This is a genomic window from Bacillus weihaiensis (assembly GCF_001889165.1).
Taxonomy (GTDB): Bacteria; Bacillota; Bacilli; order Bacillales; family Bacillaceae; genus Metabacillus; species Metabacillus weihaiensis.
This window is the reverse complement of sequence record NZ_CP016020.1, coordinates 22,862-47,938: the sequence shown is the minus strand read 5'-3', so window position 1 is coordinate 47,938 and position 25,077 is coordinate 22,862. Positions and strand designations below refer to the sequence as shown.

The 25,077-nt window shown below is 38.1% G+C and carries 26 protein-coding genes; 5 read left to right on the top strand and 21 right to left on the bottom strand.

The annotated features are described in order from the left end of the window. Position 1: 1 nt before the first annotated feature. The 4 genes from qoxB to A9C19_RS00235 all read right to left on the bottom strand — a co-directional run bounded on the left by qoxB (position 2) and on the right by A9C19_RS00235 (position 6,070). Complete coding sequence (gene qoxB, locus A9C19_RS00250; protein ID WP_072578088.1) at positions 2 to 1,945, bottom strand: cytochrome aa3 quinol oxidase subunit I; 1,944 nt, start codon at positions 1,943 to 1,945, stop codon at positions 2 to 4. 53 nt (positions 1,946 to 1,998) lie between these two features. After that, entirely contained in the window at positions 1,999 to 2,958 is a 960-nt protein-coding gene (gene qoxA, locus A9C19_RS00245) for a cytochrome aa3 quinol oxidase subunit II (protein ID WP_072578087.1), read from the bottom strand. Between the two features lie 373 nt (positions 2,959 to 3,331). Beyond that, positions 3,332 to 3,793 carry an SRPBCC family protein gene (locus tag A9C19_RS00240; protein ID WP_072581675.1) on the bottom strand — a complete coding sequence of 154 codons (462 nt, stop codon included), beginning with the start codon at positions 3,791 to 3,793 and terminating at the stop codon, positions 3,332 to 3,334. A gap of 99 nt (positions 3,794 to 3,892) precedes the next feature. Continuing rightward, complete coding sequence (locus A9C19_RS00235; protein ID WP_072578086.1) at positions 3,893 to 6,070, bottom strand: DNA topoisomerase III; 2,178 nt, start codon at positions 6,068 to 6,070, stop codon at positions 3,893 to 3,895. Between the two features lie 159 nt (positions 6,071 to 6,229). Between A9C19_RS00235 and A9C19_RS00230 the strand changes: the two genes are divergently transcribed. Next, positions 6,230 to 6,586 (top strand): hypothetical protein, encoded by a 357-nt coding sequence (locus A9C19_RS00230; RefSeq protein ID WP_420835853.1) that lies wholly within the window; start codon positions 6,230 to 6,232, stop codon positions 6,584 to 6,586. An 801-nt stretch (positions 6,587 to 7,387) separates the two neighbouring features. On the opposite strand, the gene A9C19_RS00225 is transcribed toward A9C19_RS00230, so the two are convergent. From A9C19_RS00225 to A9C19_RS00200, 6 genes are all read right to left on the bottom strand, one after another. After that, positions 7,388 to 8,224: an STAS domain-containing protein gene (locus A9C19_RS00225; protein WP_072578084.1), complete on the bottom strand. Its 837-nt coding sequence runs from the start codon at positions 8,222 to 8,224 to the stop codon at positions 7,388 to 7,390. Positions 8,225 to 8,255: 31 nt separating this feature from the next. Further along, on the bottom strand, positions 8,256 to 8,888 hold the full coding sequence (locus tag A9C19_RS00220; RefSeq protein WP_072578083.1) for a response regulator transcription factor: 633 nt from the start codon (positions 8,886 to 8,888) through the stop codon (positions 8,256 to 8,258). After that, complete coding sequence (locus A9C19_RS00215) at positions 8,881 to 9,924, bottom strand: sensor histidine kinase (RefSeq protein ID WP_072578082.1); 1,044 nt, start codon at positions 9,922 to 9,924, stop codon at positions 8,881 to 8,883. Before A9C19_RS00215 ends, A9C19_RS00220 begins: the two co-directional genes overlap by 8 nt. Then, positions 9,921 to 10,658, bottom strand: a complete 738-nt coding sequence (gene liaF / locus A9C19_RS00210) for a cell wall-active antibiotics response protein LiaF (RefSeq protein ID WP_072578081.1) — start codon at positions 10,656 to 10,658, stop codon at positions 9,921 to 9,923. Before liaF ends, A9C19_RS00215 begins: the two co-directional genes overlap by 4 nt. 234 nt (positions 10,659 to 10,892) lie before the next feature. Further along, positions 10,893 to 11,540: a PspA/IM30 family protein gene (locus tag A9C19_RS00205; RefSeq protein ID WP_072578080.1), complete on the bottom strand. Its 648-nt coding sequence runs from the start codon at positions 11,538 to 11,540 to the stop codon at positions 10,893 to 10,895. Between the two features lie 39 nt (positions 11,541 to 11,579). Next, entirely contained in the window at positions 11,580 to 11,915 is a 336-nt protein-coding gene (locus tag A9C19_RS00200) for a lmo0954 family membrane protein (RefSeq protein WP_072578079.1), read from the bottom strand. A 387-nt stretch (positions 11,916 to 12,302) separates the two neighbouring features. Between A9C19_RS00200 and A9C19_RS00195 the strand changes: the two genes are divergently transcribed. Together A9C19_RS00195 and A9C19_RS21610 are read left to right on the top strand one after the other, a co-directional pair. After that, positions 12,303 to 13,841 (top strand): FAD-dependent oxidoreductase, encoded by a 1,539-nt coding sequence (locus tag A9C19_RS00195; RefSeq protein ID WP_072578078.1) that lies wholly within the window; start codon positions 12,303 to 12,305, stop codon positions 13,839 to 13,841. 103 nt (positions 13,842 to 13,944) lie between these two features. Then, complete coding sequence (locus A9C19_RS21610) at positions 13,945 to 14,094, top strand: hypothetical protein (protein ID WP_158515034.1); 150 nt, start codon at positions 13,945 to 13,947, stop codon at positions 14,092 to 14,094. Positions 14,095 to 14,276: 182 nt separating this feature from the next. Here A9C19_RS21610 and A9C19_RS00190 read toward each other — a convergent pair whose 3' ends face one another. The 5 genes from A9C19_RS00190 to A9C19_RS00170 all read right to left on the bottom strand — a co-directional run bounded on the left by A9C19_RS00190 (position 14,277) and on the right by A9C19_RS00170 (position 17,630). After that, the gene (locus A9C19_RS00190; RefSeq protein ID WP_072578077.1) at positions 14,277 to 15,122 is read right to left on the bottom strand and encodes a DUF4097 family beta strand repeat-containing protein; all 846 of its coding nucleotides are present in this window, start codon (positions 15,120 to 15,122) and stop codon (positions 14,277 to 14,279) included. Then, positions 15,119 to 15,676: an HAAS signaling domain-containing protein gene (locus A9C19_RS00185; protein WP_072578076.1), complete on the bottom strand. Its 558-nt coding sequence runs from the start codon at positions 15,674 to 15,676 to the stop codon at positions 15,119 to 15,121. The genes A9C19_RS00190 and A9C19_RS00185 overlap by 4 nt, the downstream gene beginning before the upstream one ends. Then, positions 15,669 to 15,992 carry a PadR family transcriptional regulator gene (locus tag A9C19_RS00180; protein ID WP_072578075.1) on the bottom strand — a complete coding sequence of 108 codons (324 nt, stop codon included), beginning with the start codon at positions 15,990 to 15,992 and terminating at the stop codon, positions 15,669 to 15,671. Before A9C19_RS00180 ends, A9C19_RS00185 begins: the two co-directional genes overlap by 8 nt. A gap of 206 nt (positions 15,993 to 16,198) precedes the next feature. Further along, positions 16,199 to 16,807, bottom strand: coding sequence for a hypothetical protein (locus A9C19_RS00175; RefSeq protein ID WP_072578074.1), 609 nt, complete (start codon positions 16,805 to 16,807; stop codon positions 16,199 to 16,201). Beyond that, positions 16,800 to 17,630 (bottom strand): uroporphyrinogen-III synthase, encoded by an 831-nt coding sequence (locus A9C19_RS00170; RefSeq protein WP_072578073.1) that lies wholly within the window; start codon positions 17,628 to 17,630, stop codon positions 16,800 to 16,802. Before A9C19_RS00170 ends, A9C19_RS00175 begins: the two co-directional genes overlap by 8 nt. A 226-nt stretch (positions 17,631 to 17,856) precedes the next feature. Between A9C19_RS00170 and A9C19_RS22390 the strand changes: the two genes are divergently transcribed. After that, positions 17,857 to 17,985, top strand: a complete 129-nt coding sequence (locus tag A9C19_RS22390) for a hypothetical protein (RefSeq protein WP_267888736.1) — start codon at positions 17,857 to 17,859, stop codon at positions 17,983 to 17,985. A 114-nt stretch (positions 17,986 to 18,099) separates the two neighbouring features. Here A9C19_RS22390 and A9C19_RS00165 read toward each other — a convergent pair whose 3' ends face one another. The 5 genes from A9C19_RS00165 to A9C19_RS22625 all read right to left on the bottom strand — a co-directional run bounded on the left by A9C19_RS00165 (position 18,100) and on the right by A9C19_RS22625 (position 22,466). Continuing rightward, entirely contained in the window at positions 18,100 to 19,461 is a 1,362-nt protein-coding gene (locus A9C19_RS00165; RefSeq protein WP_072578072.1) for an FAD-binding oxidoreductase, read from the bottom strand. A 261-nt stretch (positions 19,462 to 19,722) separates the two neighbouring features. Continuing rightward, the gene (gene purU, locus A9C19_RS00160) at positions 19,723 to 20,622 is read right to left on the bottom strand and encodes a formyltetrahydrofolate deformylase (RefSeq protein WP_072578071.1); all 900 of its coding nucleotides are present in this window, start codon (positions 20,620 to 20,622) and stop codon (positions 19,723 to 19,725) included. 41 nt (positions 20,623 to 20,663) lie between these two features. Further along, positions 20,664 to 21,113, bottom strand: a complete 450-nt coding sequence (locus A9C19_RS00155; protein WP_072578070.1) for a threonine/serine exporter family protein — start codon at positions 21,111 to 21,113, stop codon at positions 20,664 to 20,666. A 179-nt stretch (positions 21,114 to 21,292) separates the two neighbouring features. Beyond that, positions 21,293 to 22,051, bottom strand: coding sequence for a threonine/serine exporter family protein (locus A9C19_RS00150; RefSeq protein ID WP_072578069.1), 759 nt, complete (start codon positions 22,049 to 22,051; stop codon positions 21,293 to 21,295). A gap of 70 nt (positions 22,052 to 22,121) precedes the next feature. Then, positions 22,122 to 22,466 (bottom strand): alanine-zipper protein, encoded by a 345-nt coding sequence (locus A9C19_RS22625; RefSeq protein WP_083584233.1) that lies wholly within the window; start codon positions 22,464 to 22,466, stop codon positions 22,122 to 22,124. 361 nt (positions 22,467 to 22,827) lie between these two features. Between A9C19_RS22625 and A9C19_RS00140 the strand changes: the two genes are divergently transcribed. After that, a complete protein-coding gene (locus A9C19_RS00140) occupies positions 22,828 to 23,766 on the top strand; it encodes a DMT family transporter (RefSeq protein WP_072578068.1) in 939 nt (312 codons plus the stop codon). A 213-nt stretch (positions 23,767 to 23,979) separates the two neighbouring features. On the opposite strand, the gene A9C19_RS00135 is transcribed toward A9C19_RS00140, so the two are convergent. Further along, positions 23,980 to 24,996 carry a hypothetical protein gene (locus tag A9C19_RS00135; RefSeq protein WP_072578067.1) on the bottom strand — a complete coding sequence of 339 codons (1,017 nt, stop codon included), beginning with the start codon at positions 24,994 to 24,996 and terminating at the stop codon, positions 23,980 to 23,982. Positions 24,997 to 25,077: the final 81 nt, after the last annotated feature.

The following is a 25,077-nucleotide window of genomic DNA, read 5'->3' as shown; positions in this document are numbered from 1 at the left end:
ATTAAGCACCTCGCAATTCTGATTCTGTTTCTTCGATTTCTTTAACAGGGATATAATATCCGTGATCTTTTTCAAATGAACGTACTCCCATACAAACAAAGATACCAATAGTTGTAATAATAGCCGGAATCCAAAGGCTGAATACTAATGAGAAGCCCCATGCAAAGAAGATACAGCTAAGGATAAACGGTAAGCCACTGCTATTCGGCATATGAATTTTTTCATATTCCCCTTTGAATAGAACATGACCTTTTTTCTTCGCATCCCAAAACGCTTCTTCAGACTTAACTTCTGGTACAATTGCGAAGTTATACTCAGGTACTGGTGTATGAGTAGCCCATTCAAGTGTACGAGCATCCCATGGATCGCTACTAATATCTCTTGAAGCATAACGGAAGCTGTAGTAAATGTTATAAACGATTAACACAAACGCGATACCCATGATTGCTGCTCCACCAAATGAAATCATGTTTAACGGTCCAAATCCAGTAGATTCAGAGTATGTGTACATACGACGAGCTTGACCGTCTAAACCAGTGATATACATTGGAATGAATGCAAGTACGAATCCAATGGATAATAACCACGCTGTCCACTTTCCAATACGTTCGTTTAACAGGAATCCAAAAATCTTTGGCCAGTAATAAGTGAAACCAGCTAGCATCGCATACACAACACCAGGAATAATAACGTTGTGGAAGTGAGCTACTAGGAACATCGTATTATGGTACTGATAATCAGCTGCTGACATGGCAAGCATAACTCCTGTTACCCCACCAAGTGTAAACAACGGAATAAACAGTAAAGAGTAAAGCATTGGTGTTGTGATACTGATCTTCCCTTTACGAAGTGTTAACAACCAGTTGAAAATTTTCACACCAGTTGGTACAGCAATCGCCATCGTTGTTACAGAGAAGATACTGTTTGTGAATGCACCTTGACCCATTGTGAAGAAATGGTGAACCCATACAACGAATGATAGAAGTGAAATAAGCACCATTGAGCCAACCATAGATTTATATCCATATAGGTTACGCTTTGCAAATGTTGAAATAATTTCACTAAAAATACCGAAAGCAGGAAGAATTAAGATATATACCTCAGGATGTCCCCAAACCCAGAAGATGTTGGCCCAAAGCATATCCATTCCACCATTATCAAGTGTGAAGAAATGAGTACCAAATAATCGGTCCATTGTTCCCATCGCTAAAGCTACAGTTAATACAGGGAAAGCGAAAACGATGATCGCACTTGCAATAAGTGCTGACCAAGTGAACATTGGCATTTTCATTAATGTCATACCAGGTGCTCTCATTTTTAAAATCGTTGTAATGAAGTTAATACCAGTCATTAACGTACCGATACCAGCAATCTGTATGGCAATCATGTAATAGTTCGTACCAACAGATTTACTAAATTCATTACCTGCAAGTGGAAAATAAGAAGTCCAACCTGCGTCAGGTGAACCACCGACTACGAATGAGATGTTAAATAGCATCGCACCCATAAAGAACAACCAGAAGCTCAGTGCATTCAAACGAGGGAATGCAACGTCACGTGCTCCAATTTGTAATGGAACAACGAAGTTCATAAAGAACATAATAAATGGCATCGCCATGAACAAGATCATAACAATTCCGTGTGTTGTAAAGATTTCATTGTAATGTTGTGATGTTAATAACGTATTATCTGGAACTGCCAGCTGCGCACGTAGCATGATGGCATCAACACCACCACGGAACAGCATAAGTAGTGCAGATAGCAGGTACATAATCCCGATTTTCTTATGGTCAACCGTTGTTAACCATTCACGCCATAAGTAACCCCATTTTTTAAAGTACGTTAATCCCACTACAAGACCAACCATTGTTAAAACGATTGAAACCATTGCAATATAGATCGGAAGACTTGGATGAGGTATGGCAAAACGCTCGAAAAATTCCATCCTATTTTAACTCCTTTCGGAACGATAATGTGTATATCTTTTCATTCAAACCATTAATGATGACTGTGATCTTCTTCAGAAGCCTCTTCTTCGTGGTTCTCATGATCTTCATGGTTCTCATGATCTTCATGGTTCTCATGATCTTCATGGTTTTCCATATCCATCTCATCATGCTCAGCATCACCATGGTGATGTTCAGGAGGAGAAGTGAAATCTAAATGGGTTCCTGTGAACGTCATTCTACCAAGATGGCCAGGCTCTAATAATTCTTCAAATGTTCCCTCTGTAAGTGGATCAGCCGTTTCTTTTACTTCATCAACCCACTCGTCAAATTCTGTTTGAGACATTGCCGTTACTTCAAAGATGTTTTCGGCAAAACCTTCTCCACTAAAGTTTGCATTTCGTCCCATGTATTCACCTGGAACATCAGCTGCTAAATGAAGAGTTGTTACGTGATCATTCATCGCATATTTTTGTCCTCCAAGCTGTGGAACCCAGAAGCTTGTAATTGGACCATGTGAATATAGTTTAATTTCTAAAGCACGATCTGTAGGAACATATAAATAGTTTACTGTTTCGACGCCTTCTTCAGGATAACTAAAATGCCATTTCCAGTTAGAAGATGAGGCATAAACAATTAATGGCTCTTTATCTTCATATCCTTCTGGAGCTGACTCAACAATATAGTTACTTTGAACAGATACAACTGATAAAAATGCAACAATAATAATCGGAATACCAATCATAACTGCCTCTACCCAGATATTACCTTCAATGTGAGGTGGCTCATAATCATCACTTGAATTAGAAGCTCGATATTTTACTAACATATAAACTAATAGTGCAAAAACAACAATAACGATTCCTGACATCACGAGAATGGACAGCATGATATCACTAGCTAATCGTTCCGCCTGTGGACCTTTTGGATCTAACACTAATAAAGGCTCACAACCAGCTAAAAGAGACGAAATCGTCAAAAGAACTGTGAACAATGCCAACTTTAATTTCATACTAGTACTCCTTTCTAAAAACACATAAAATCTTCATTTATACTAGCTGCAACTTAAAAAGAGATACACCTTTAAAAATTGATTGTGAAAAAGTGAACTTTCTATACCTCACATACTTATATACCTCAAAAACAGTCTGTGTAAAACATCACACAGCCGCTTAATCACATCATATCAGAGGATCGAGTCAAAGATAATCAATTACAGGAACTGTCATGTAACGTTCAACGGTTCTTCACGAATATGTAACTTTTTGATCATAATTTGTTCACTTTTATGGAAATGATTTTGCTTACATGGGTGGGTGTGCATAAGGTGGGAGGTCATGCTAAATTCAATAGAAAAAAGCCGCACTAGGCGGCCCTACTAATATTTATCTTCTTACTCGTTCTTCTGCTACCTTCTTAATATACCGATTTCTTTTTATTAGGAACTCTTTCATATATCGCTCTAAAAAGAGACGATCTGCTAGCTTTCCGATTCCTCCGAATGGAGAGGTGTAATCAAATATATCAATCATTAAGGTTCCTTGCTCTTTTTCAATAAATTCATGAACATGATAAAACCGTTTGAATGCACCTTTTTCCATTTCATCTACAAATCGAACAGGAAACTCTAGCTCCGTAATTCGTACGGTAAGATTTTGCTTTATTCCAAAATGAATCGCTTCCCACGTCACGGTCTCGTTCAATTCAATAAGCCCACTTGTAATACCGGCTACTGCCCGTTCACTCGTTTGACTTGTTGATTCGGTATGGATGTCAATATCTCGAGCAACGTCAAAACAAATCTCTCTTGGAGCATAGATAAACATATCTGTCTTAATGATTGGCACGCTTTCTCTTCCTATCTTCATATCTTTACTTGGTGAATACCATTTTGCACCCTGATCTTCATTTCCCAAGATACCTGTTAGCTTATCTTGGTAACAGACCTATTGATCAAGCTTCAACTTCGCTAACGCATCTGCAAGAGCATTGTTTGCGAAATCATCGTCTTGTTTCTTCATATATTGTGCGACTTCACGTTTAGACACCTTGCTGTTTTGATTCTTTTTACGGCGCTCCTGGAACGTTGACATCTTTTCACGATGTCCACACTTACATGCGAACATTTGCCCTTCGCCCTCACCTCTAAGCTCAAGCTTCTTTTTACATTGTGGACAACGTGCGTTCGTTACCCTAGAAACACCTTTTTTATAGCCACATTCTCTGTCCTGACAAACGAGCATTTTTCCTTTTTTCCCGTTCACCTCAAGCATAAGCTTACTGCACTCCGGACATTTCTTCCCTGTCACGTTATCGTGCTTGAAGGTTTGCTTGCTGTTTTTAATCTCTGTAACAACTTCTTTCGCATATTGCTTCATTTCATTCAAGAAGACCTGCTTTGGAAGTGAGCCCTTTGCTATTTTCGTTAGCTTTTGTTCCCACTCAGCTGTTAACACTGGTGATTTTAACTCCTCAGGTACAAGCGTCAAAAGCTGCTTTCCTTTAGATGTAATGAAAATCTCTTTACCTTTTTTCTCAATTAAGAAGCTACTATATAATTTTTCAATAATATCTGCACGTGTCGCAACTGTGCCAAGACCACCCGTTTCACCTATTGTTTTAATAAGATCCTTACTTTCTCCCGCCATAAATTTCGAAGGGTTTTCCATTGCGGATAACAATGTAGCTTCGTTAAAGCGTGATGGTGGCTTTGTTTCACCCACTGTTTTCTGTAGAGACGTGACGGTAAAGGTGTCTCCCTTTGCTAGAACTGGAAGGGATTGATTATCCTCTCCATCTTCATCAGGAGCATCCTGAAATACCTCTTTCCACCCTAAAGAAGTCACTCGTTTTCCTTTAGCCGAAAACTGTTCATCTCCAATAGTGGCTATAACAATTGTTTGCTCATATTGATAGGCAGGCATTAACACAGCAATGAACCGCTTCACGACCATATCGTAAATTTTTCGTTCTTTATCTGAAAGTGCACTTAATGGTACAGACTCTTCAGTTGGAATAATAGCATGGTGATCAGAGACCTTTTGATCATCGACGAATGCTTTTGTTGGCTTAATTGGCTGCTTCATTATTTTGGCAATGGCTGGCGCATACTCTTTCATTCTACATGCTTCAAGACGATCCTTTAATGTTGGGACGATATCGCTTGTTATATATCTAGAATCTGTTCTTGGATATGTGAGCACTTTATGCTGTTCATATAACTTCTGCATAGTGGATAGCGTTTCTTTTGCTGAAAATCCGAAGCGCTTATTCGCATCACGCTGCAATTCTGTTAAATCATAAAGTGCAGGTGAATAGGTTTTTTTCGGTGTAACCTTCCTATCTATTATAGTAGCAGGCTTCCCTTTACCTTTTGCTAGCTTTTGCTCAAGTTCCTGCTCATCAAATGTTTTTGTGTCATTCTTTTGATCATTGTGCCACGTGAATGTTATCCCTTTTTCAACAACAGCCTTCATTCCGAAATACTTCTTCGGTTTAAAGCTTCGTATTTCTTCTTCACGTTTAGCAATCATTGTTAACGTAGGCGTTTGAACACGACCAGAGGATAGTTGAGCATTAAATTTAGTTGTCAGTGCGCGTGTAGCATTAAGTCCGACAATCCAGTCGGCCTCTGCACGAGCAACTGCTGATGCATATAAATTCTCGTATTCTTTTCCACTCTTTAATTTACGAAATCCTTCTTTAATGGCTTTATCTGTAACAGATGAAATCCATAGACGTTGTATCGGCTTTTTGACATGCGCTTTTTCAAGAATCCAGCGCGCAACTAGCTCGCCCTCACGCCCAGCATCCGTTGCGATAATAATATCACTAACATCTTTTCGTAGTAGCTGTGATTTCACTGACTGAAATTGCTTACCTGTTTTTTTAATGACAACTAGCTTAAGAAGCTCAGGAAGCATCGGCAGATCTTCTAAGCGCCAGGATTTGTACTGTTCTCCGTACCCTTCAGGATCTGCTAATGTGACAAGATGCCCAAGAGCCCATGTCACGATGTATTTTTCCCCTTCTAAATATCCATTTCCTTTTTTATGACAATTCAATACTCTAGCTAAGTCTCTCCCAACAGAGGGTTTTTCCGCTAGAACAACCGTTTTACTCATCTAAACATCCTTTCGAAACTCAAATTCCTGCTTCTATTATAAGTGTAATAAGAGTGTAAATCTAATTTGTTTTATTGGAAGTTGTTTTCCATAGGACATTGGCGGTAAGTCATTTACTTTTTATGGTATTATTTAATAGAGAATGAGATGATTAGAGGAGTGGTTAGATTGAAATATCTGTTTGATTTTGCTTTAGCAATATCGTTAACTGCCTTTTCTTACTATATTGCCTCCTTCATCCTTGAGAATGAATTACTTCTTTGGCAGGCCTTTGTTATTGGTTTTTCTGTTGTTTCATTGGGAGCTTTAACAGAAAAGCTAGGAAGTCCCATGTGGTTAATCATCTTCATTCCCTTTCCAATAGGAATGATTTTACTATATTTGTTTCTAAATGTTTCCGTTCCTCAATGGTTCTTAAACTATATGCTAACTCTTACCATATACACAGTCATACATATACCAATGAGTTATTTTTTTCATTACCATTCCTTAATTCCAGCTTGGAAACTTTCTTGAGTATTGCTTATTAAAGCTTCTGCTTTCATTGTCATACGCTGATCAGAAGAAATCCTGTAAACTAATGACTTTATCTACCTTCCAGTAGCATTATATAGTAGGAGGTTATAAGAAAGTGGATCTATTATCAATAGTTAATCTAAGCCACAGCTTCGGTGATTGAATCTTATTCAAAGACGTATCATGACACCTTTTGGCAGGTTAACGTGTTGATTTAGTTGGGGCAAAGAAATGGAAAGTAACTGGCTATTAGTTGATGAGCCTACAAATCACTTATATACAACAGGGAAAGCTGAATGAAAGCGTGCCATTCAAGTATATAAAGGAACCGTCGTTATCGTTTATCACAAACCTGACTTTTGTGGAGAACAGGTTACGAAGGCTTGGGTTATTGAGAACTGGAGGAAAAATAGAGATATGTTTTTACTGAAAGAGCTTGGATCAATACTCAATCATTTTTTTAAAAGACGAACGATTTTCGTTTGACACATTGTTCCTTATTAATATGTTGTGGTGGAAGAACAAGTACGTTCCATTCCGCTACATCCACTTGCTTTCCGCAGGGAAAAATGAACTGCTTTTTCCTAGGGAGGAAGCTTTAGCCTCCTCGCTACGCCCGAGGGGTCTCATCCTTTTCGCTCCATTACACTAGCGATTAACAATCGTATTCATAAACAATACATGTAGTGACAAAGAATAAAACCCGAACGATATGGGAGATTTTCATTTAAAAATCACCTGATAGTTCGGGTTTCTCATTAACTAACAGCACTTATGTCCCAGCTGCTTTTTTATGTATTTTTATTGGTTAAATGCAGCTAAAGAATTGGCAAGTGAAGCGGTTGTGCGAACACTATTAAAATCAAGACCTAATTGAATGGCTGTTTGAGCGATTTCTGGTCGAATACCTGATAGTGTACTTGTAATCCCTAATAGCTTTAACGCATTAATTAATTGGAAGATTTCATGTGCTACCATAGTATCAATGATGGCAACACCAGAAAGATCTATACATAAATATTGAACATCTAAACTAGCACATTGTGTTAACGTATTTTCCAGAATAAGCTTTGCTCGAGCCGTATCTATGTCCCCAATTAAAGGTAAGAGTCCTACATTATTTTGTAGCATGATAACTGGTGAGCTTAACTCATTAATCATTTCCTTCTGTGCCGCTATCTGCTTCGACGTATTCTTCTGTGCCTCTTCCATATAAATATATATTGAAAGTTGGAACGTCTTACGTACAATTTCTAACCACAAAAAGAATTGCTCTAACTTTACTTTATCCTGGTTCTCTTTATAAAATTTTTGTAGGTAAGATATGTAGACTTCCTGCGTTTTATTAAACTCTCTTACAACATAATGAACAGCCGTATCAAGATGCTTTTGATCTTTTGCAAGTTCAATTGTCCATTCCTCAAACTCTTTTAAAAAAACTTCCTCTTGTTCAATAAAAATCTTATGCAACCTCTTAAAGTAATCCTGATTTTGTTCTTTTAGTGTATTAATAATATGCTCATCTGTTGTCGAGTAAAGTGAATTTGGATCTGGGTCATCAACCTGTTTATACCAATCTTCTGTCATCTGCCATGAATTCTTCATTAAATACTCATAAAGCTCATGATTTCTGTGCATAATATTTTCTCTCCCCTAACCTTTTGCTCTATTATTTGACAAGCTCATGTTTAAATGCATAAATGACCGCTTGTGTTCGATCTTGGACCTCTAGCTTACTTAATATATTGCTAACATGCGTTTTAGCGGTTTTTAAAGCAATAAAAAGATCATCTGCAATTTCCTGATTAGATTTCCCCTGTGCCATGAGAAGCAGGATTTCCATTTCTCTTGAAGTTAAGTTGTCATGAAGTTCGGTTACATGTTTTTGTCTCATCTTCATCATCATCTTACCCGTTACCTCAGGCTCGAGTATGGATTGGCCTTGAAAGGTAGAGCGTACCGCAGCTGCGATCTCATTTGCTTTTGAGGTTTTAAGCAGATAACTTGTTGCACCAGCTTCTAGTGCTGGATATACCTTTTCATCATCTAAGAAGCTTGTTACAATAATGATTTTCGCATCGGGCCACGCATCAATTATTTGCTTCGTTGCTTCAATTCCATCCATTTCCTTCATCACTAAATCCATTAAGATGACATCAGGACGTAATTCTAAGCAAAGCTCCACTCCCTTTCTCCCATTATCGGCTTCTCCAATTACCTCAATATCAGCCTGAGCAGATAAATAGGATGAAACGCCTATCCTTACCATTTCATGATCATCTACGAACACAACTCTAATCAATGGTATCCTCCTCCCCATCTAAAATAGGAACCTTTACTTCTAGCTTTGTTCCTTGATTTTTCAAGCTTACGATCTTTAATGTCCCTCCTATTTCAACAGCACGTTCATGCATATTATGTAAACCGTATGACCCCGTTCTTCCTTCTTCCAGATCAAAACCAACCCCATCATCTGTTATTCTCATAATGACAAATTGGTCTCTAGGAATTAGGAGAATATGTAAGCTCGTTGCTTTCGCATGGCGAAGTGTATTAGAGACTGATTCTTGTACGATACGAAAAAGATGATCTTCCACACCTTTATCTAAAGAAATAGGTTCAATCTTCCACTTAATGTCCATTGTCACCTTTTGTTTTAGTTCTACTAATAACTCCTGAATTCCTTCTTGCAAGGATTTTCCCTTCAATGCTGCTGGTCGAAGATGAAGAAGTAGCGCTCTCATTTCAAGCTGTGATTGCTGAATAGTTTGTTCAATTAAGCGTAACTGCTTCGCCTCACGATCCTCACTATGTAGTTTAGGTTCAGTAAGGGCCGACATCATCATAGACGCAGCGAACAGCTGCTGACTAACAGAATCATGGAGTTCTCGCGCAAGTCGATTTCGTTCCTGAGATACCATTTCCTGTACCCTTTTCTCTTGGTCTTCTGCCTTTTCATTAGCAAGCCTTTGCGAAATTTTTGTTTGTTCTAGCTGTTGCTTATATACTCTTTCAATCTTGGACCATATACTTTGCGTTTCCGATAGAGTAAAAGATTCAGTAGGTAGATTACGACCATTTTCGAGCTCACGCATTGCTACATCAATCGCTGTAAACTGTTTTTTCCAATAGAGCCCTGACACAACACCATACAAAACACCTAGTAGGATGGAGAGACTGGGACCAATATAAATAAACGGTAAATCCAGTATGCGCCTCTCAAAAAGTAGCCCCCAGTTCCCGAGTGGATATACCATAAAAATAATCATGGCTGTAAAGAGAAAGAGTAGAAGCGAAAGAATAACTCCATTTACAATTTGCTTCTGAAGTATGCTCATATACGCTTCACCTCTAATCTTCCAGAGATCATGGATGTGAATAGCCTGATTTTTTCATCAGCGGTAGGATAATTTTCAGATTGGTACACAACATTTTCATTTACTACACGTTCATCATGTTCTCGAAAAATGGACACCGTCCCTGCCATTACAGAGTGATTAATGTGAATCTCTATTTCGTACGGTACAAAAATTGTCACATTGCCTACAAGGCTTCGAATAAAGATAACTGACTCGCCTTTAGGCAAGACCGTTTCACTTAAATCAATTTCGGTATTTCCGATACCTACCTGAATATTAACATCGTTCCATTCATATGCCTGATGGGGTGTCTCCTGACTAGAAAAAAAGCGATTGTCCAAAATTTTTTTTCGTTGAAAAACGGCGTTTTCTTGAAGGCTTTCCTCCTGTTTCAATAATTCCTTAATCTTGATTTCACGAGGCTTCTTTTGCGTCTGGTAATACTGTACTATAAGATAAATTAAAATGACAAATAAGAAATAGCGGAAGGTAATCATATTTAAAATCGTAATGACTAGCCAAAACCAACCTACACCATAGCTAATTTTACCAATCACCTTAGGTTTCCATTTACTCCCTAAATAGATAGCTCCAATTGATATAATAAAGGTAATGATTAAGCCCCCGTTAAAAAATAATACCTCTAACAAAAGGAGGAGTAAGCCTATTAAGATAAACCAATTTACATAATCTGATTTTATATGTCGAAGCATATTTACCTCCCCCTTTTTTCTACCATTCTTACTTTCGATACGATTTATTCTTTTGGCTTTTGTTAAACGTATTGTTAATTTCCATTATGAACATATACTTCACCCCAAGCGGTCTTGGAGTATTATGCCTTCCACTAACATGAAACTTTAACCATAGCCAATCATATATGCTTGCTCTAGACAGGTTCAAAAGGCGTAGAAAAGCTACGCCTTTTTTAGAATATCATGTTTTGCCTATGAAACAGTATGACTTTCTTCTGATTTCAATTGTTTTTCTAATTGAGCTATTTGTGCATCAATAGTATGACGGTGATAGGAAGAAGTGATTTGGTGCTCTAACCTGTCAAGATAGCTTTCCATTTCTTCAAATGTATCAAAGGCTTTTGACGTATAGCCGGTATGATCCACAACCTTATTCATTCGATGATGGGCATGCGCTACGTTTTCTCTGCCCATTAGCTCCATTCGCTTTAGCTTCATGTCTTTAAGCTTATGCTTCATTTCCTCATATTTTTGTTCAAGCTCTGTAAGCTGTTGACTAGTTTGTTGTAATGATTCTTTGAGTCTTGCCATTCTCTCTTCATAATAACACTGTTCCTTTAAGGCGAACTCAACTAACTCCTTCTCACCAGCCTTAGTGGCAATTTCCACTTGATATTTGCGTTTATTTGCATAGTGCTCAGCTTCTCGATATTCTCGACCAAATTCTTCTTTTAATAGAAATTGACGTTCTACTAGCTTCCTAACTCTTTCTGTTTCACTCTCACATTTTCTTAAATAGTGATTTAAAACAGCTATTGGGTTCTTTTGCTCCTTCTGATCAATCGCTTCATGTAAGTCCGCTACAACCGTATCCTTAATTCTTGAAAAAATAGTTGCCATGTTTATCTCTCCTTTACTTTTTTCACTTCTCGGAAATCCTTAATTCCCTTTTAGTTCATTCCATTCTTTTTCAAAATTTGTAAAAGGATCCTCTTCTTTCTCTACTTTTTTATTCCAATTTTTCCATACAACGAACAGGACATATACTGCCACAAATCCAAAGATGGCTGGGATATTCGATACAGAGGCAAACAAAGCAATGACACCTATTACCGCAAGAAGAACCTTATTAAACGAAGAATCTGTGTTCATAAATCCTTTATAAGCGAAGTATAGGATTAATAATGAAATACCTAACGCAAGCATAGGTGCAAGGTTTGAAAGAAGCACCATGACAGCCACCCCACCTACTAAAATGTAACCAAATTTCCTCACCTTTTTTTCCTCCTTTCACTTGTGTTTATTTCTATGTCTTTATCTTACCTACAGTTTAAGCTCCTCAAAACGAGCCTTAGCTTTAATTTCATATAAGACTTAAGACGTAGTCGTGATAAGCCTCAACAAAATATACATATTTTCCCTAACTATAGGAATACTACTTACGTTCCTTCCTGTATGTCTAGGCTTCATATAGGTTTGTTGAACACGGAAAATGTGAATTCCTATGAACAAGGAGTGCAGCTCTTTTCTTTTAGAACAGATTATTTCGTAAAAATTTCAACTTCATAGTAAATAGCAATATAGAGCCTACGTCTAACAGAAACCAGATTTGGCAATGATTCAAATAAAACTAACGAATTTATTTGTAAAGGAGATATTGAAATGACTGAAGATTTCCCACAAGGAAAGATGCCTTACGAACCTGAACCATTCTGGCGAGAAACCTCTCAAATCCCAAGCTTTCCACCTTTAAAAATTGATACAGAAGTTGATGTAGCCATTGTAGGAGGAGGAATAACAGGGATAACGACTGCCTATTTGCTTACAAAACAGGGGTTTAAAGTTGCCATCCTTGAGGCAGACAAATTAGTAAACGGTACAACTGGTCATACAACTGCAAAAGTAACAGCACAACACGGTTTAATTTATGATGAACTCATTCAGCATATGGGGGAACAAAAAGCAAAGCTATATTATGAAGCGAATAACGATGCGCTTACATTTATCAAGCAAACAGCAAACGAATTAACTATCAAGTGTGATTTTTCTACAGAGGATGCCATTATGTATGCTGTGAGTGATGAATACGAGAAAAAGATTCATAAAGAGTTTGAGGCGTATGAAAGACTTGGTATACATAGTGAGTTTACAGAAAATATAGCCCTTCCTATAGACATAAAAGGTGCTATTATTATGAAAAATCAAGGTCAATTTCACCCGTTACACTATTTAAAGGCTTTAGTTGATGAAATTGTAAAAGGTGGCGGAAAAATTTATGAGAATACCACTGCGATTGATATCGATGAAACAACAAAGAAGCCTACAGTCATAACTAGAGATGGACATCGCGTGGCAAGTCAATATACTATTGCTTGTTCCCACTTCCCATTTTTTGATGGCAAAGGCTTTTATTTTTCACGTTTGCATGCGGAAAGGTCTTATATCCTTGCTGTTCGCACTAAACTGGAGTTCCCTGGTGGGATGTTTTATAGTGCCGATTCACCTACTAGATCTTTGCGATATACACCAATGGGCGGGGAGAAACTAGTTTTAGTAAGCGGAGATGGACATAAAACTGGTCAGGGAACATCTACCCATAAACATTATAAAGCACTTGAAGAATTTGGAGAAAAGGTGCTTGGTATTGAAGAAGTAAAATATCGTTGGTCGGCACAGGATCTTTATACATTAGATAAGGTTCCATATGTTGGACCCATTACGTCTAGTAAGTCCAATATTCTTGTTGCGACAGGTTATCGTAAATGGGGTATGACCAATGGAACAGCAGCTGCCATCTTACTCTCTGACATCATTTCTAATAAAGAAAACCCAATCGAAAACCTTTATAGTCCATCTCGTTTTTATGCGGATCCAAGCATTAAGAAATTCCTCTCACAAAATCTTGATGTTGCTGGACATCTTATTGAAGGGAAGCTTGATATTGCCGATAAGCGTGTTGAAGATATCGGGAACGATGAAGGCTCCGTTGTCATAGTAAATGGAAAACGCGCAGGCTGTTACAAGGATAAGGAAGGAAACATGAATCTTGTTGATACAACCTGTACTCACTTAGGCTGTGAAGTAGAGTGGAATAGCGGAGATCGTTCGTGGGATTGCCCATGCCACGGTTCTCGCTTTAGTGTGACAGGCGAGGTAATTGAAGGTCCAGCAAAAAAACCATTGAAAAAAGTGGATATGTAATGAAGTAGAAGCATTTTTTAACAATATGAAAGCTCTCAACATGTTACTCCTTTATTTGGTTAAGCTAAAGATAGACGAACTAAAATATAAAGGAGTGACCTTCATGAAAGAAAAAAATGCTTCACCATCCTCTTCCCCACAAATAAAAGGAAAAGTATACAGACCTAAAGCTGAGGCTCTTCGAGAATACAACATCTCCCTACCTGAACAGCCACTCCCGCAGCCAAAAGAGTATGAGGAGATTGAGTATTGATCACATTAAACTAATCATGTGAAGGGTAAGGAATTGCTCTTTATTCATATTGAAGAGAGCTCTTTCTTGCTCTATCTTTGTAGAAACATTCACTTTATATTCTAAAAACCTTTTCCATTCCTGTACCCCTAACGCGGACCTATATAGGAGATAGCAAGGCAAGGTAGCTACCTCCAAGAAATTTACTTATTAATAGTAATCTCTCCGATATCTGTTGTTACCTTTAGCTGCGGACCACCACTTCCTATTTGTGTAATCATGCTGCCAGATGAGCGATCCCCAAGTCCCTCAAATCCAGATATTGATACTTCCCCAATATCTGTTGTTAAATCAAACCCAATATTTGCAGGCTCTTTTTCAAATTTGACGTTTACAGCCCCCAAATTGGAAGAAAGCTCAATGTCTTCCGTCATATCTAGGATGCTTAATAGAATCTCTCCTGTATCAGTGTGAGCTACTATTTTCCCACTCATTTTTTCTAGCTTCACTTCCCCAACATTCGATTGAAATGAACCTACCCCATTGTGCCCTAGAACATATACTTCTCCGACATCGCTATGCGCCTTCATCTTTTCAACATCCAGATCCTTAATTGAAATTTTTCCAATATCTGTTTTAACATCTAATGTTTTTAGCGTGTTTTTCGGAATTCCTATTTCTAAAATTCTCTCTGTGTCCAAATCCGAATGAATAAAAGGAATGTGTAGGGAAAAAAAGTCTTCTCTTTCATCGATTTTCACTTCAACTAGAGAATCCTTTTCTTCCACAGTAAATGAAATATTATCCTTCATATTCTTTGGAATGCTCCCATGAAAGCGAATATCTATTTCATCTGATTCGCTTTCTTTGATTATAACTTCCCCGATATCTACCTTTATTACCATGTCTTCCACCGATTTAGTTAAGACCGTTTTACGCTCATCAATCTTTATATTTTTTCCCAGTGATACATTAGTTCCACTTAGTATAAACATACCGATTATCCCAATAACGAAGGTAACAAGTGCAGTTAGGGCAACCTTCTTCATTTTGCTTCTCTCCCTTTTACAATTCGTATATTAAACTTTACATATTTTAATATGGCATGATACAGAAATTCCCCAACATACATCATCCCAATACTCATTAATACACCTAAGCTACTGAGTGACAGAATGGCAAAAAATTCTGCTAAAAAATGACTCAGCCCATTGAAAAATAGTGAAACAATCCATGCAATTGGAGATAAAGTGAAAGCTAACGCCATCCCTGATAGCGCAATATAAACAGCAATAACAGCGACTATCGGTCCCAATAAAAATATCATGTTGAAAAAGCTTAAACTAATTGTAGCAACAACTGCCTGAAATATGCTCCTCACAGATTGATCTGATTCTGCCTGTGATATTCTATATTCTGCCAGAAGTTCCCTAGCTATGACCTTGGGGTTCCCCAAATCATTCGAAATTTGTTCTTCTGATTTCCCATTTTCTAAACCCGATTTATAATGCTCTTTAAAATCAGATAAAATATCGTTACGTTCATGGTTTGGAATATGCTTCAACTGACTGGACAATTCATGTAAAAATGTCTGCCTATTCATCTCTCAAGCCCTCCTCAATTAAATCCGTAACACTTACACTAAATGCTCTCCATTCACTAACAAGACCCTCCATATACTCCCTTCCTTTTTCTGTAAGCCTGTAATACTTCCTTGATGGACCCTCCGTTGATTCCACTAAGTACGTTGTAAAATAATCTTCTTTAGTCAACCGTCGTAAAAGTGGATATAAGGTTCCCTCTGCCACATCAATTCGTTTTGAGATATTCTGAGCCAGCTCATATCCATATTGATCCTTTTTAGAAATAAGCACCAAGACGCATAGCTCAAGAACTCCTTTTTTAAACTGAACATTCAATTACGGTCATCTCCTATTATATGTTAATTACTACTATGCATTGTTTACTAGTAGGCCGAAAAATTTTTTCCAATTTCCATTTTATCTTACCACCCCACTAGTGAATAATGCAAGGTACTATGTATAACTTTTTTAATTTACATAAAAAATGGGCGATAGATACATGCATTGAAGCATACAAATCACCCACTCTCCATTATATCTATCTACTTCAGAAATAACCCGTTTGGATCAGTTTTACCTAATGAGGTACCACAAAACTCCACAGATTCAAGTCTCATTTTCTCTTTCACAGTCATGTCAATCGGTAATGCATCCACTCCAAGAAGCTCCTTCAGCTTCGTTATCATATCTTCCTTATTTGAAGAAAGCCCAACACGTAATAGGTGAAAGTCACTTTCCATATCGTAGATGGCATCCTCATGTGTTTGAAGCTCAATACGAAATTGATACGGGGTTGAGATGAAGGTTCTTCTGTCATTTGACTCAACCTTCCACTTAAACATTTCCGCTCTCTGACAGATCCCCACTTTTTCATCCTCCGATACATAAAAACCCAGATGGTCGAACACCACTTTTTTTCCGTATCCTAATGTGACATTCACCTTACCCTTTTGGCATTCAATGATTCGAAAAAGAATATTCTGATGGCGAAAATCATCCCACGTTAATGGTGGGTTAAAGGATTGAAAGGTCCCATCTAGCTTTCCTATACGCTGAGTAACTTCAAAACCTTGCTGCCTGTAAAATTCCTCTGTTTCCTCTAGATAAGGTGTCCAGAAATGGTAGTGAAAAAGAAAGGGAGTTTTATCCATGGTTTTCGGTCTCTGTTTCTTTTTCTTGAAAGTAATGAACTAATGCAATAATGGCACTTCCCATCCTCTCTTCTTCTGGCACAACCATTCTCGTGATTCCAACCTCACGGAGGGCTTGTGCTGTGACCTTTCCGACTGAAACAGCTATAACATCATTGTCAAAGGCTTGTAACACTTCTTTCTCCAATCCCTGTTCTTTAGCATAAGCCATTAGGAATCGAGCTTGAGGAGTACTAGTGAAATTCACAGCATCTAGTTGCCCTTCTAAAATTTCTTCAACAAGCTGCTTCATGACCTCTTGCTTAGGTGGGATATGCTTGTAAGGAAGGATTTCACGATACTCCGCTTGCTCTTCTTCTAAGTGTTCAATAAGGAAAGGAGCAGGATCTCCATGAAGCTGCAGAGCAACACGACACCCATTTAAAGAATGTGCTTTCAACTCTCTCACTAACCCCGCTGTACTTCCGTCGTCATCACGAACATCAGGCTTAATACCAAGCTTTTTTAACACATTTACCGTTTTGTAGCCTCGCGCCGCAATCTTTGCTTTATGTAGTGCAGCAACAAACTCTTTTTCGAGTCCCATGTTAGTAGCTGTTTGATAGAGCTTATCTGTACCAATTCCTGTTGTGAAGATTAACCAATCAAAATCACCTGTAACAAGTGCTTTTATCTCTTTTTCCACATTCGAATCGTCTAAAAAAACGGTTCCCTGTGCTGGCCGAATCAGTGCTTTTCCACCCAAATTTTCAACTAGCTTGGCTAGTTCCTCCGATTTTCTTTGACCTGCAAGCGCAATTGTTTTACCTGTTAAACGTCTCAAGGAAATCCCCCTCTTCCGCCATTTTTGTCTATTGTACCATTTTTCCATTGCCGTTCCACTACATGAGTTTGAATAGAATCGTAGCTTCTCACCTTGATACTGGGGTGAGAAACGTAGTTTAGTAGTAATTTATTGGGAAACTGGAGGCTTTACTGCGAGTATTGGGGCTAATTTTGACTGATTCTGGTGCGCTTATCTGTGATTTTGGTGTCTATCCGCGATTCTGGTGCGTCTATCCGCGATTATTGGCCTCCTATCCGCGATTCCGGTACGTCTATCCGCGATTATTGGCCTCCTATCCGCGATTCCGGTACGTCTATCCGCGATTATTGGCCTTCTATCCGCTATTCGGTAAACTTCAACAATTTCCGACACTCTCATTCCCCTTTTCAGAAGCTCCTCCCTTTATTAAGCCAAACCAAATAGGACTAGCATCTCTACTAAATGAGATACTAGCCCCAGACTCCCACTATTTAGGAGAGATATTATGATTATGTCTCAAGCGATTATTTGGATCGTATTTTTTCTTACAAATAAGTAATCTCTCGTAATTTTCAGCTAGCGTTTTCTTTACTGCTTGCTCATTTTCACCAATACCATTTAAGTAAGAAGCTCCTTTATTTGAAAATGGGAAAAGCACATCATAGACGGAGTTTACCCACTGCTCACATACTTCTTGACCGAATCCCATGTCCATTAAATCTAGTAATAGAACAAATGAGGAATCTCTATTTGAGAAAGCCGTATCCTGGACTGGTACTTGATTCATCTGTCCACTTAGCCCCCAAAGCTGTACTAATGAAGTCGGAGCAGGTGCTGACTCAAGTTTTTCTAATAAAGTATTAATCATTTCTTCCTCTAAAGAGGCAAAGTAAAGAGATGTGCCATAAACAGGAATCTGTGTTGGAACCATCGCATCTAGTTTCTTTTGAAGAGCGACATAGGGAATTACACCTGTTTGATCTACTATCGGTGCCGCCAACTCTTGCAATGGCTTAATACATGCTTTCCCCACTTCTGGATCACCTGCATACATCCCACCGACCATCACGACTTTTTTATGATGTAAGAATTCAGGCAAGAATGGCGCTGGGGGAAGCTCTGCCATAGTGATATTAAAAGAAACTTCATCTGGTGCTGTTGCTATATAGCTTTGAGCTTTTTGAAGGATTTGCTTTGCATCCTTTTGATCATAGATCACATCCAAAGCCAACACTTCTGGTCCGACTTGATACAACTGAAATTCAAACTTTGTCACAATTCCGAAGTTACCGCCGCCACCACGGATTGCCCAGAACAAGTCCTCATGCTCCGTTTGGGAAACAGATAAAAGCTGACCATCTGTCGTAACGACATGTGCACCAACAAGATTATCGCAGGTTAACCCATATTTTCCCCGTAGGTAGCCAAGACCACCACTTAAGGCTAAACCAGCAATACCCGTTTCCGATACAGTGCCCGTAGGTGTCGCTAAACCATATTTCTGCGTTTCAGCATCTATATCAGCTAATGTCGCCCCACCCTCAACAACCGCTACCATTCGTTCTTCATCTACAACAACACTCTTCATATTAGATAAATCAATTAGCACACCGCCATCACATGTAGCAAATCCCCCAATATGGTGACCTCCGCCACGTACAGCAATATGTAAATCCTTTTCTTGTGCAAAATTCACTGCTTTCACTACATCATCCTCGGTTTCACAGCTAATAATAGCACCAGGATGTTTGTCAAAAGCACCATTCCAAACCTTTCTTTTCTCCTCATAAAGATCTGTTCCTGGAAGTATTACACGGTTTTCTAAACTTTTTTCCAACGCTTGAAACATGACAATTCCTCCCCTTTTAGGATTTAATTACCATTCTATTATAAGACAAAAATCCTATATTTTGGGATAAAACTGTCATTTATTAATACATTCTTACTCATATAACTAGCTTCCAAGTGAAAAAGAGGCTGGGACAGAAAGTGCCTGGCACCTTATCGGGACATCTAGATGTATACACTGATTTGGTAAGTGTCCACAATAGATTGTCTCGGAGGGTTCCTGGCTCTTTTGTTTTGTCTCAGCCTCTTCTTATGAAACTATTTAAAAAACAATGGTTTTATTATCATGAACTAAAATACGATCTTCTAGGTGCCATTTCACTGCACGCGCTAGAACACTTCTTTCCACTGATCGACCAATTTTCTTTAGACTATCTACATTAGCACGATGGTCCACACGGCTGATGTCCTGTTCAATAATTGGACCTTCATCAAGATCATTTGTTACATAATGTGATGTTGCTCCAATTAATTTCACTCCTCGGTCATAGGCTCTTTCATATGGACGTGCTCCAATAAAGGCTGGTAAGAAGGAGTGGTGGATATTAATAATTTTGTTAGGATTTGCACTAACAAACGTCGGTGTTAAAATTTGCATGTAACGAGCTAGGATAATTAAGTCAATCTTATATGTTTCTACTAGTTGAAGCTGTTCTTTTTCCACTTGTTCACGAATATCTTTGTTAGCTGGAATGTGATAGAACGGAATATTTAACGCTTCAACCGCTTCTTTAGCCTCTACATGGTTACTAATGACAAGTGCGATATCTGCCATTAAATCTCCACTTTGCCATTCCCATAGTAGTTCAAGTAGGCAGTGAAGTTCTTTTGAAACAAAAATGGCCACTTTTTTCACATTATAAACATGCGTTAAGTTCCATTCCATGTTAAATTCTTTCGCTAATTCTGCAAATTGCAGCTCCATTTCAGCTGCTTTTTCTTTTAAATTCGGACATTCAAATTCAATACGAATAAAGAATGTTCCACCCTCTGGATTTGTTGAGTACTGACTTGACTCAATGATGTTTGCTTGATGAGAATACAAAAATTTTGAAATAGTCGAGACAATACCAGGCTGGTCAGGACAGCTAACAAGTAGTCGCCCTCTATTTTGATTTTTTTCTTTAAATTCATTAATCTGATTTTTTATATAGGATTTCATGCGTCTTCCCTCTTTCAACTTTAAATTTCATTAGCTATCTATTAAGACTCTATTGAAAGCTTTTTCAGCTTTTTTTTACGAATAATTTGATTGATCACCTCTGATAAGACGAGCCCAATAGCGATTGCTCCTGAGATCATGAAGGCTTTTGCAGCTAAGGATATTCCAAGGTTATAATTATTTTCAACAACACTTCTCATCGCATCATATGCTAAGCCACCAGGTACTAAAGGAATAATGCCAGATACATTAAATATGATAACAGGTGTTTTATACTTTTTTGCAAAAAACTGACTAATAATCGCAATGCAAAAGGAAGCAAGGAGAGAAGCAAACACACTGTCTGATGTGTAATCAAATAGGGCAAGATAAATGATCCAGCCTACCATTCCCGCAAATCCACATTTTATGATGCTTTGAACAGGCGCATTGAAAATAATGCCAAATGCTGCAGATGCGATAAAGCTAGTAACGATTTGTTCGATCACCATTCTAGCCTCCAATACATAGTTTTTTCATTTATACATAAAGGCTCTATTCTTAAGCTTTGTTGCTACTTCGTATGAATACCATCATTTCCAATATGAGAGAAAAATTGATACCTAGCGTTTTACGTAGGAAACAAAAATAAGCCCTCTGTTAATTTCTCTCTTCATCGTAAATATATCCCTTAATAAAACGAGAATACAACAGCGACACCAGCCCCAATCGCAAATGCTGTCAGAAAAGCTTCAGCTCCTTTGGAAATTCCTGATACTAGGTGTCCAGCCATTAAATCCCGCACAGCATTTGTAATTAACAGACCAGGTACGAGCGGCATGACAGATCCGATAATAATCTTATCAAGCTCCGTCCCTACCTCTATCGAAACCATTAAAACAGCTAACAGCCCAATCACTAAGGCAGCAATAAATTCTGCAAAAAATTTAATCTCAACAAGCTGATGAATATAGATTAACGTCGCTAATCCAATTCCTCCGCACACAAGTGCAGGGAGAAAATCAGACCAACCACCTTTAAACATAATTAAAAAGCATCCACTTGCAATAGAAGCTGCAGCAATTTGCACCCAAATCGGATACGCATGCGGATCTCTTTCAATAATTCTAAGCTCAGCAAATGCCTCGGCAACGCTCAAATCACCGTTACTGATTTGTCTCGAGATTGCATTTACCTTTGCTACCTTTTGCAAATCCGTTGAACGATCAACAATTCGAACTAACTGAGTCGGTGTTTTACTTCCAATTGAAAATATAATCCCCGTGGGTGTCACATAGCTATGAGAGTCCTCAATACCATAGGCAGAGGCAATTCGCATCATCGTATCTTCCACCCGATACGTCTCAGCACCACTTCTAAGCATAATTTTTCCAGCAAGCAAACACACATCTATAATGTCATATGCCTGATTTTCAGTCGGCTTTCCCATCGCTTCACCCCAAATCAGTGTTTTAAAGCTAATTTCTTACTCGTTCTTTAGCCAAAATTGACTATTCTGCTCATCCAGAAGGCGAGCCAAAACCCAACTCTATCTCACATAGTCTGTTTACAAGCGTAATCGTCGGGTTATCTGTGATTTTTAGAGCTCTTTCTGTGATTTTCAGGGCTCTATCCGTGATTCTCGGTGCTCTATCCGCGATTTTCAGGGCTCTATCCGCGATTTTCGGTGCTCTATCCGCGATTTTCAGGGCTCTATCCGCGATTTTCAGTGCTCTATCCGCGATTTTCAGTGCTCTATCCGCGATTTTCAGGGCTCTATCCGCGATTCTTAGTGCTCTATCCGCGATTCTTAGTGCTCTATCCGCGATTCGGGCAATACCGACAAATACCGCGCTACCCAGCATTGTGTCATCTCGTCGTCCTTGGAACTAAGTAGCTAATTAATTAAGAACTTCACCTTTAGTTACCGGGATAAAACAGGTAAGAAAAAAGACATATATAGAGTGTAAAGAAGAAAGAATAGATAATCAATTCAATTTCTAAATTGGTATCCCTTACATTATAACTTTTTTCTGAATAATCTATAAATCCCTTTCATTTTTCGGTATTCATTCCAAATTCAGTTATAAAATTCTACATATCTATAAAATGATTGCTATACTAATCTATGCAATTAAACAATTAAACAAATTGGTTAAATGAACGTGTATCGTTTTGAGAAAAGAAAATATAATGTACCATTGAGTTTATAAAAGGGAGAAATATATGAAGAAAAATAGCAAGCTTCCTATCTATATCACTTTAGTCTTTGTGATGCTGACCTGGGGATTAAATGTGACAGCGACTAAGCTTTTAGTTACCAGCTTTTCACCTATAACAATGACAGCGCTGAGAATCTTTACTGCTGCAGGAGGTGTGTTTATCCTATTAGGCTTCCTGCGATTATTACGAAAGCCAACTAAATCAGAATGGTTTGCGATCCTTATTTGTTCTCTTTTCAATGTGGTAGGACACCACTACTTTTTATCCGTCGGTTTACAAGAAACCTCGGCTTCCAATGCAGGGCTCATACTAGGTATGGGGCCAATCTTAACAACTATCATGGCCATTGTATTTCTTAAAAATAAAGTGACCTTCATACGTTTTTTGGGAATCATTTTCGGGTTTGTAGGAATTTCTTTTATTATTTTACACAATGGAAAAGCACTTCAAGGTATATCAATTGGAGATGTTCAGATCTTTTTATCCATCCTCCTACAGGCCTTTAGCTTTATCATGATTAAAAAAGTTTCTGCAACCTTAGATCCTAGATTGATGACCGGCTATATGCTCCTTATAGGGTCCGGTATTTTATTTGGTTTCAGTCTGGTAATGGAACCAAATGGACTCCAAAGTATGACAAAAGGCAATATGGGCATTTGGATCATTTTCTTTGCCTCAGCTTTTTTAGCCACCTCTGTTGGTCATATGATATACAATTACGCAATTGGAAAAGTTGGACCATCTGAAACGTCTATATTTATCAATTTAAATCCATTTTTTGCATTAGTAGGCGCCTCTTTATTTTTACATGAACAGATTACACTTATACAAGTCATAGGATTCATCTTCATCATATTCGGTGTAGTTCTAGGTTCTGGAGGGCTTGAAGAATTATTGCGGTATAGAAAAAAGCAACGCCAGAGAGTGATTCTCTCTCGGTAAAAAGGAAGGTAAAAAGGAAGGTAAAAAGTTTCTTAGAGCGAACCCTAAGGAACTTCTTTTTTCCACCTACTACTTGGAATAGATAAAACCAGAGCGCTTGTATCAAAATTAGTAGTAAAGACTCCTCAGACAATCGAGCGTAGCAAAGCCCCTAGTTTATACGGTTACCTAAATCATCTTTTATATGCTCGATTTTATTAAATTTTTAAAATTTCACCCTCTCGAATGTAAATCCTCTCTCCACTCTCCAAGCATCGGGTGTCTGACTCCTATTATTTGATAATAAGCATATGCAATAAGCGGGACATCCACCAAACTGTATGTAGGATCACTCTTTAAATAATCATGAATGACCGGTTCAGCATCTGGATCAAGCTGATGCGCGAGTGCTTCTATAAGGAGCTCCATTGCTTGAGGGGATTGAACCTTTTTATAAGCTTCACTAAGAACCTCTACACTTTCTTTTTGCTTAAGATTTTCCAAGATAGAAATGGCATAAATATTCGGTATATCCTCTATTAAATAAGGGGCAACTGCTTCTACGACATTAGAAGATTGAAAGGAAATGAGCGTCGCACTCACTTCATCTAGCAACATATCCTCCCCCTCATGTGTAAGCAATGTAGCAAGTCTTTCACTATAATGGTTTAACCCCATTAATTTCATCATGTAAATCGCAATCATTCCATTGTAATCAAACCACTCTTGCTTTTCATTTTCGTGAAAAATAAGCTCAATAATTTCTTCAGAAACCCACCCATTTCGTACAAGAGTCGCCGCAAGTTGTTTCACAGTCACATATAAGTCTTCATTTTCATGAACACTCGCTAGCAAATCAAAAAACAAGGGCCATAATTCGTCTTCATTTCCCTGCATTAACCTTTCATAAAACATCCATGTGTCCTCTGAAAGAAACGGCTTTATCAAAGGCATATGAGCCATTGCCACATCAGGAGATAGGCGTGGAATAAGCTGCTGATATAACTCCGCAATGGAAGGATTAGAATGATTTGCCCCTTCAGCTAAATAAAAAACAACCTCTTCATCTGCATTCTCAACATTAAGATACATAAGATGAATGGATTCTTTAATAGGGTCTTTTTTTATTTCCTTTAAAAGTGCTTTTGTAAAATGAATGTCTGGAAAATCATGTAAGGACTGTGAAATAAACTCATGTATAAAGTAATCATTCGATGCTAAAAAAGGCATCAACCTTTCTTTGTAGTTCATCCTATCTTCCTTTCTTACGTACTAGTTGTCTACCTGTCATTTTACCTTTTTTCTTAAGAAATTACTCGTTAGAATAAACGA

What these genes read in the sequence shown, in the direction of transcription:
- qoxB (WP_072578088.1), bottom strand. Translation starts at nt 1,945, where the DNA reads ATGGAATTTTTCGAGCGTTTTGCCATACCTCATCCAAGTCTTCCGATC.
- qoxA (WP_072578087.1), bottom strand. Translation starts at nt 2,958, where the DNA reads ATGAAATTAAAGTTGGCATTGTTCACAGTTCTTTTGACGATTTCGTCT.
- A9C19_RS00235 (WP_072578086.1), bottom strand. Translation starts at nt 6,070, where the DNA reads ATGAGTAAAACGGTTGTTCTAGCGGAAAAACCCTCTGTTGGGAGAGAC.
- A9C19_RS00225 (WP_072578084.1), bottom strand. Translation starts at nt 8,224, where the DNA reads ATGCACAGAAATCATGAGCTTTATGAGTATTTAATGAAGAATTCATGG.
- A9C19_RS00215 (WP_072578082.1), bottom strand. Translation starts at nt 9,924, where the DNA reads ATGAGCATACTTCAGAAGCAAATTGTAAATGGAGTTATTCTTTCGCTT.
- liaF (WP_072578081.1), bottom strand. Translation starts at nt 10,658, where the DNA reads ATGCTTCGACATATAAAATCAGATTATGTAAATTGGTTTATCTTAATA.
- A9C19_RS00205 (WP_072578080.1), bottom strand. Translation starts at nt 11,540, where the DNA reads ATGGCAACTATTTTTTCAAGAATTAAGGATACGGTTGTAGCGGACTTA.
- A9C19_RS00195 (WP_072578078.1), top strand. Translation starts at nt 12,303, where the DNA reads ATGACTGAAGATTTCCCACAAGGAAAGATGCCTTACGAACCTGAACCA.
- A9C19_RS21610 (WP_158515034.1), top strand. Translation starts at nt 13,945, where the DNA reads ATGAAAGAAAAAAATGCTTCACCATCCTCTTCCCCACAAATAAAAGGA.
- A9C19_RS00190 (WP_072578077.1), bottom strand. Translation starts at nt 15,122, where the DNA reads ATGAAGAAGGTTGCCCTAACTGCACTTGTTACCTTCGTTATTGGGATA.
- A9C19_RS00185 (WP_072578076.1), bottom strand. Translation starts at nt 15,676, where the DNA reads ATGAATAGGCAGACATTTTTACATGAATTGTCCAGTCAGTTGAAGCAT.
- A9C19_RS00175 (WP_072578074.1), bottom strand. Translation starts at nt 16,807, where the DNA reads ATGGATAAAACTCCCTTTCTTTTTCACTACCATTTCTGGACACCTTAT.
- A9C19_RS00165 (WP_072578072.1), bottom strand. Translation starts at nt 19,461, where the DNA reads ATGTTTCAAGCGTTGGAAAAAAGTTTAGAAAACCGTGTAATACTTCCA.
- purU (WP_072578071.1), bottom strand. Translation starts at nt 20,622, where the DNA reads ATGAAATCCTATATAAAAAATCAGATTAATGAATTTAAAGAAAAAAAT.
- A9C19_RS00155 (WP_072578070.1), bottom strand. Translation starts at nt 21,113, where the DNA reads ATGGTGATCGAACAAATCGTTACTAGCTTTATCGCATCTGCAGCATTT.
- A9C19_RS00150 (WP_072578069.1), bottom strand. Translation starts at nt 22,051, where the DNA reads ATGGGAAAGCCGACTGAAAATCAGGCATATGACATTATAGATGTGTGT.
- A9C19_RS22625 (WP_083584233.1), bottom strand. Translation starts at nt 22,466, where the DNA reads ATGCTGGGTAGCGCGGTATTTGTCGGTATTGCCCGAATCGCGGATAGA.
- A9C19_RS00140 (WP_072578068.1), top strand. Translation starts at nt 22,828, where the DNA reads ATGAAGAAAAATAGCAAGCTTCCTATCTATATCACTTTAGTCTTTGTG.
- A9C19_RS00135 (WP_072578067.1), bottom strand. Translation starts at nt 24,996, where the DNA reads ATGAACTACAAAGAAAGGTTGATGCCTTTTTTAGCATCGAATGATTAC.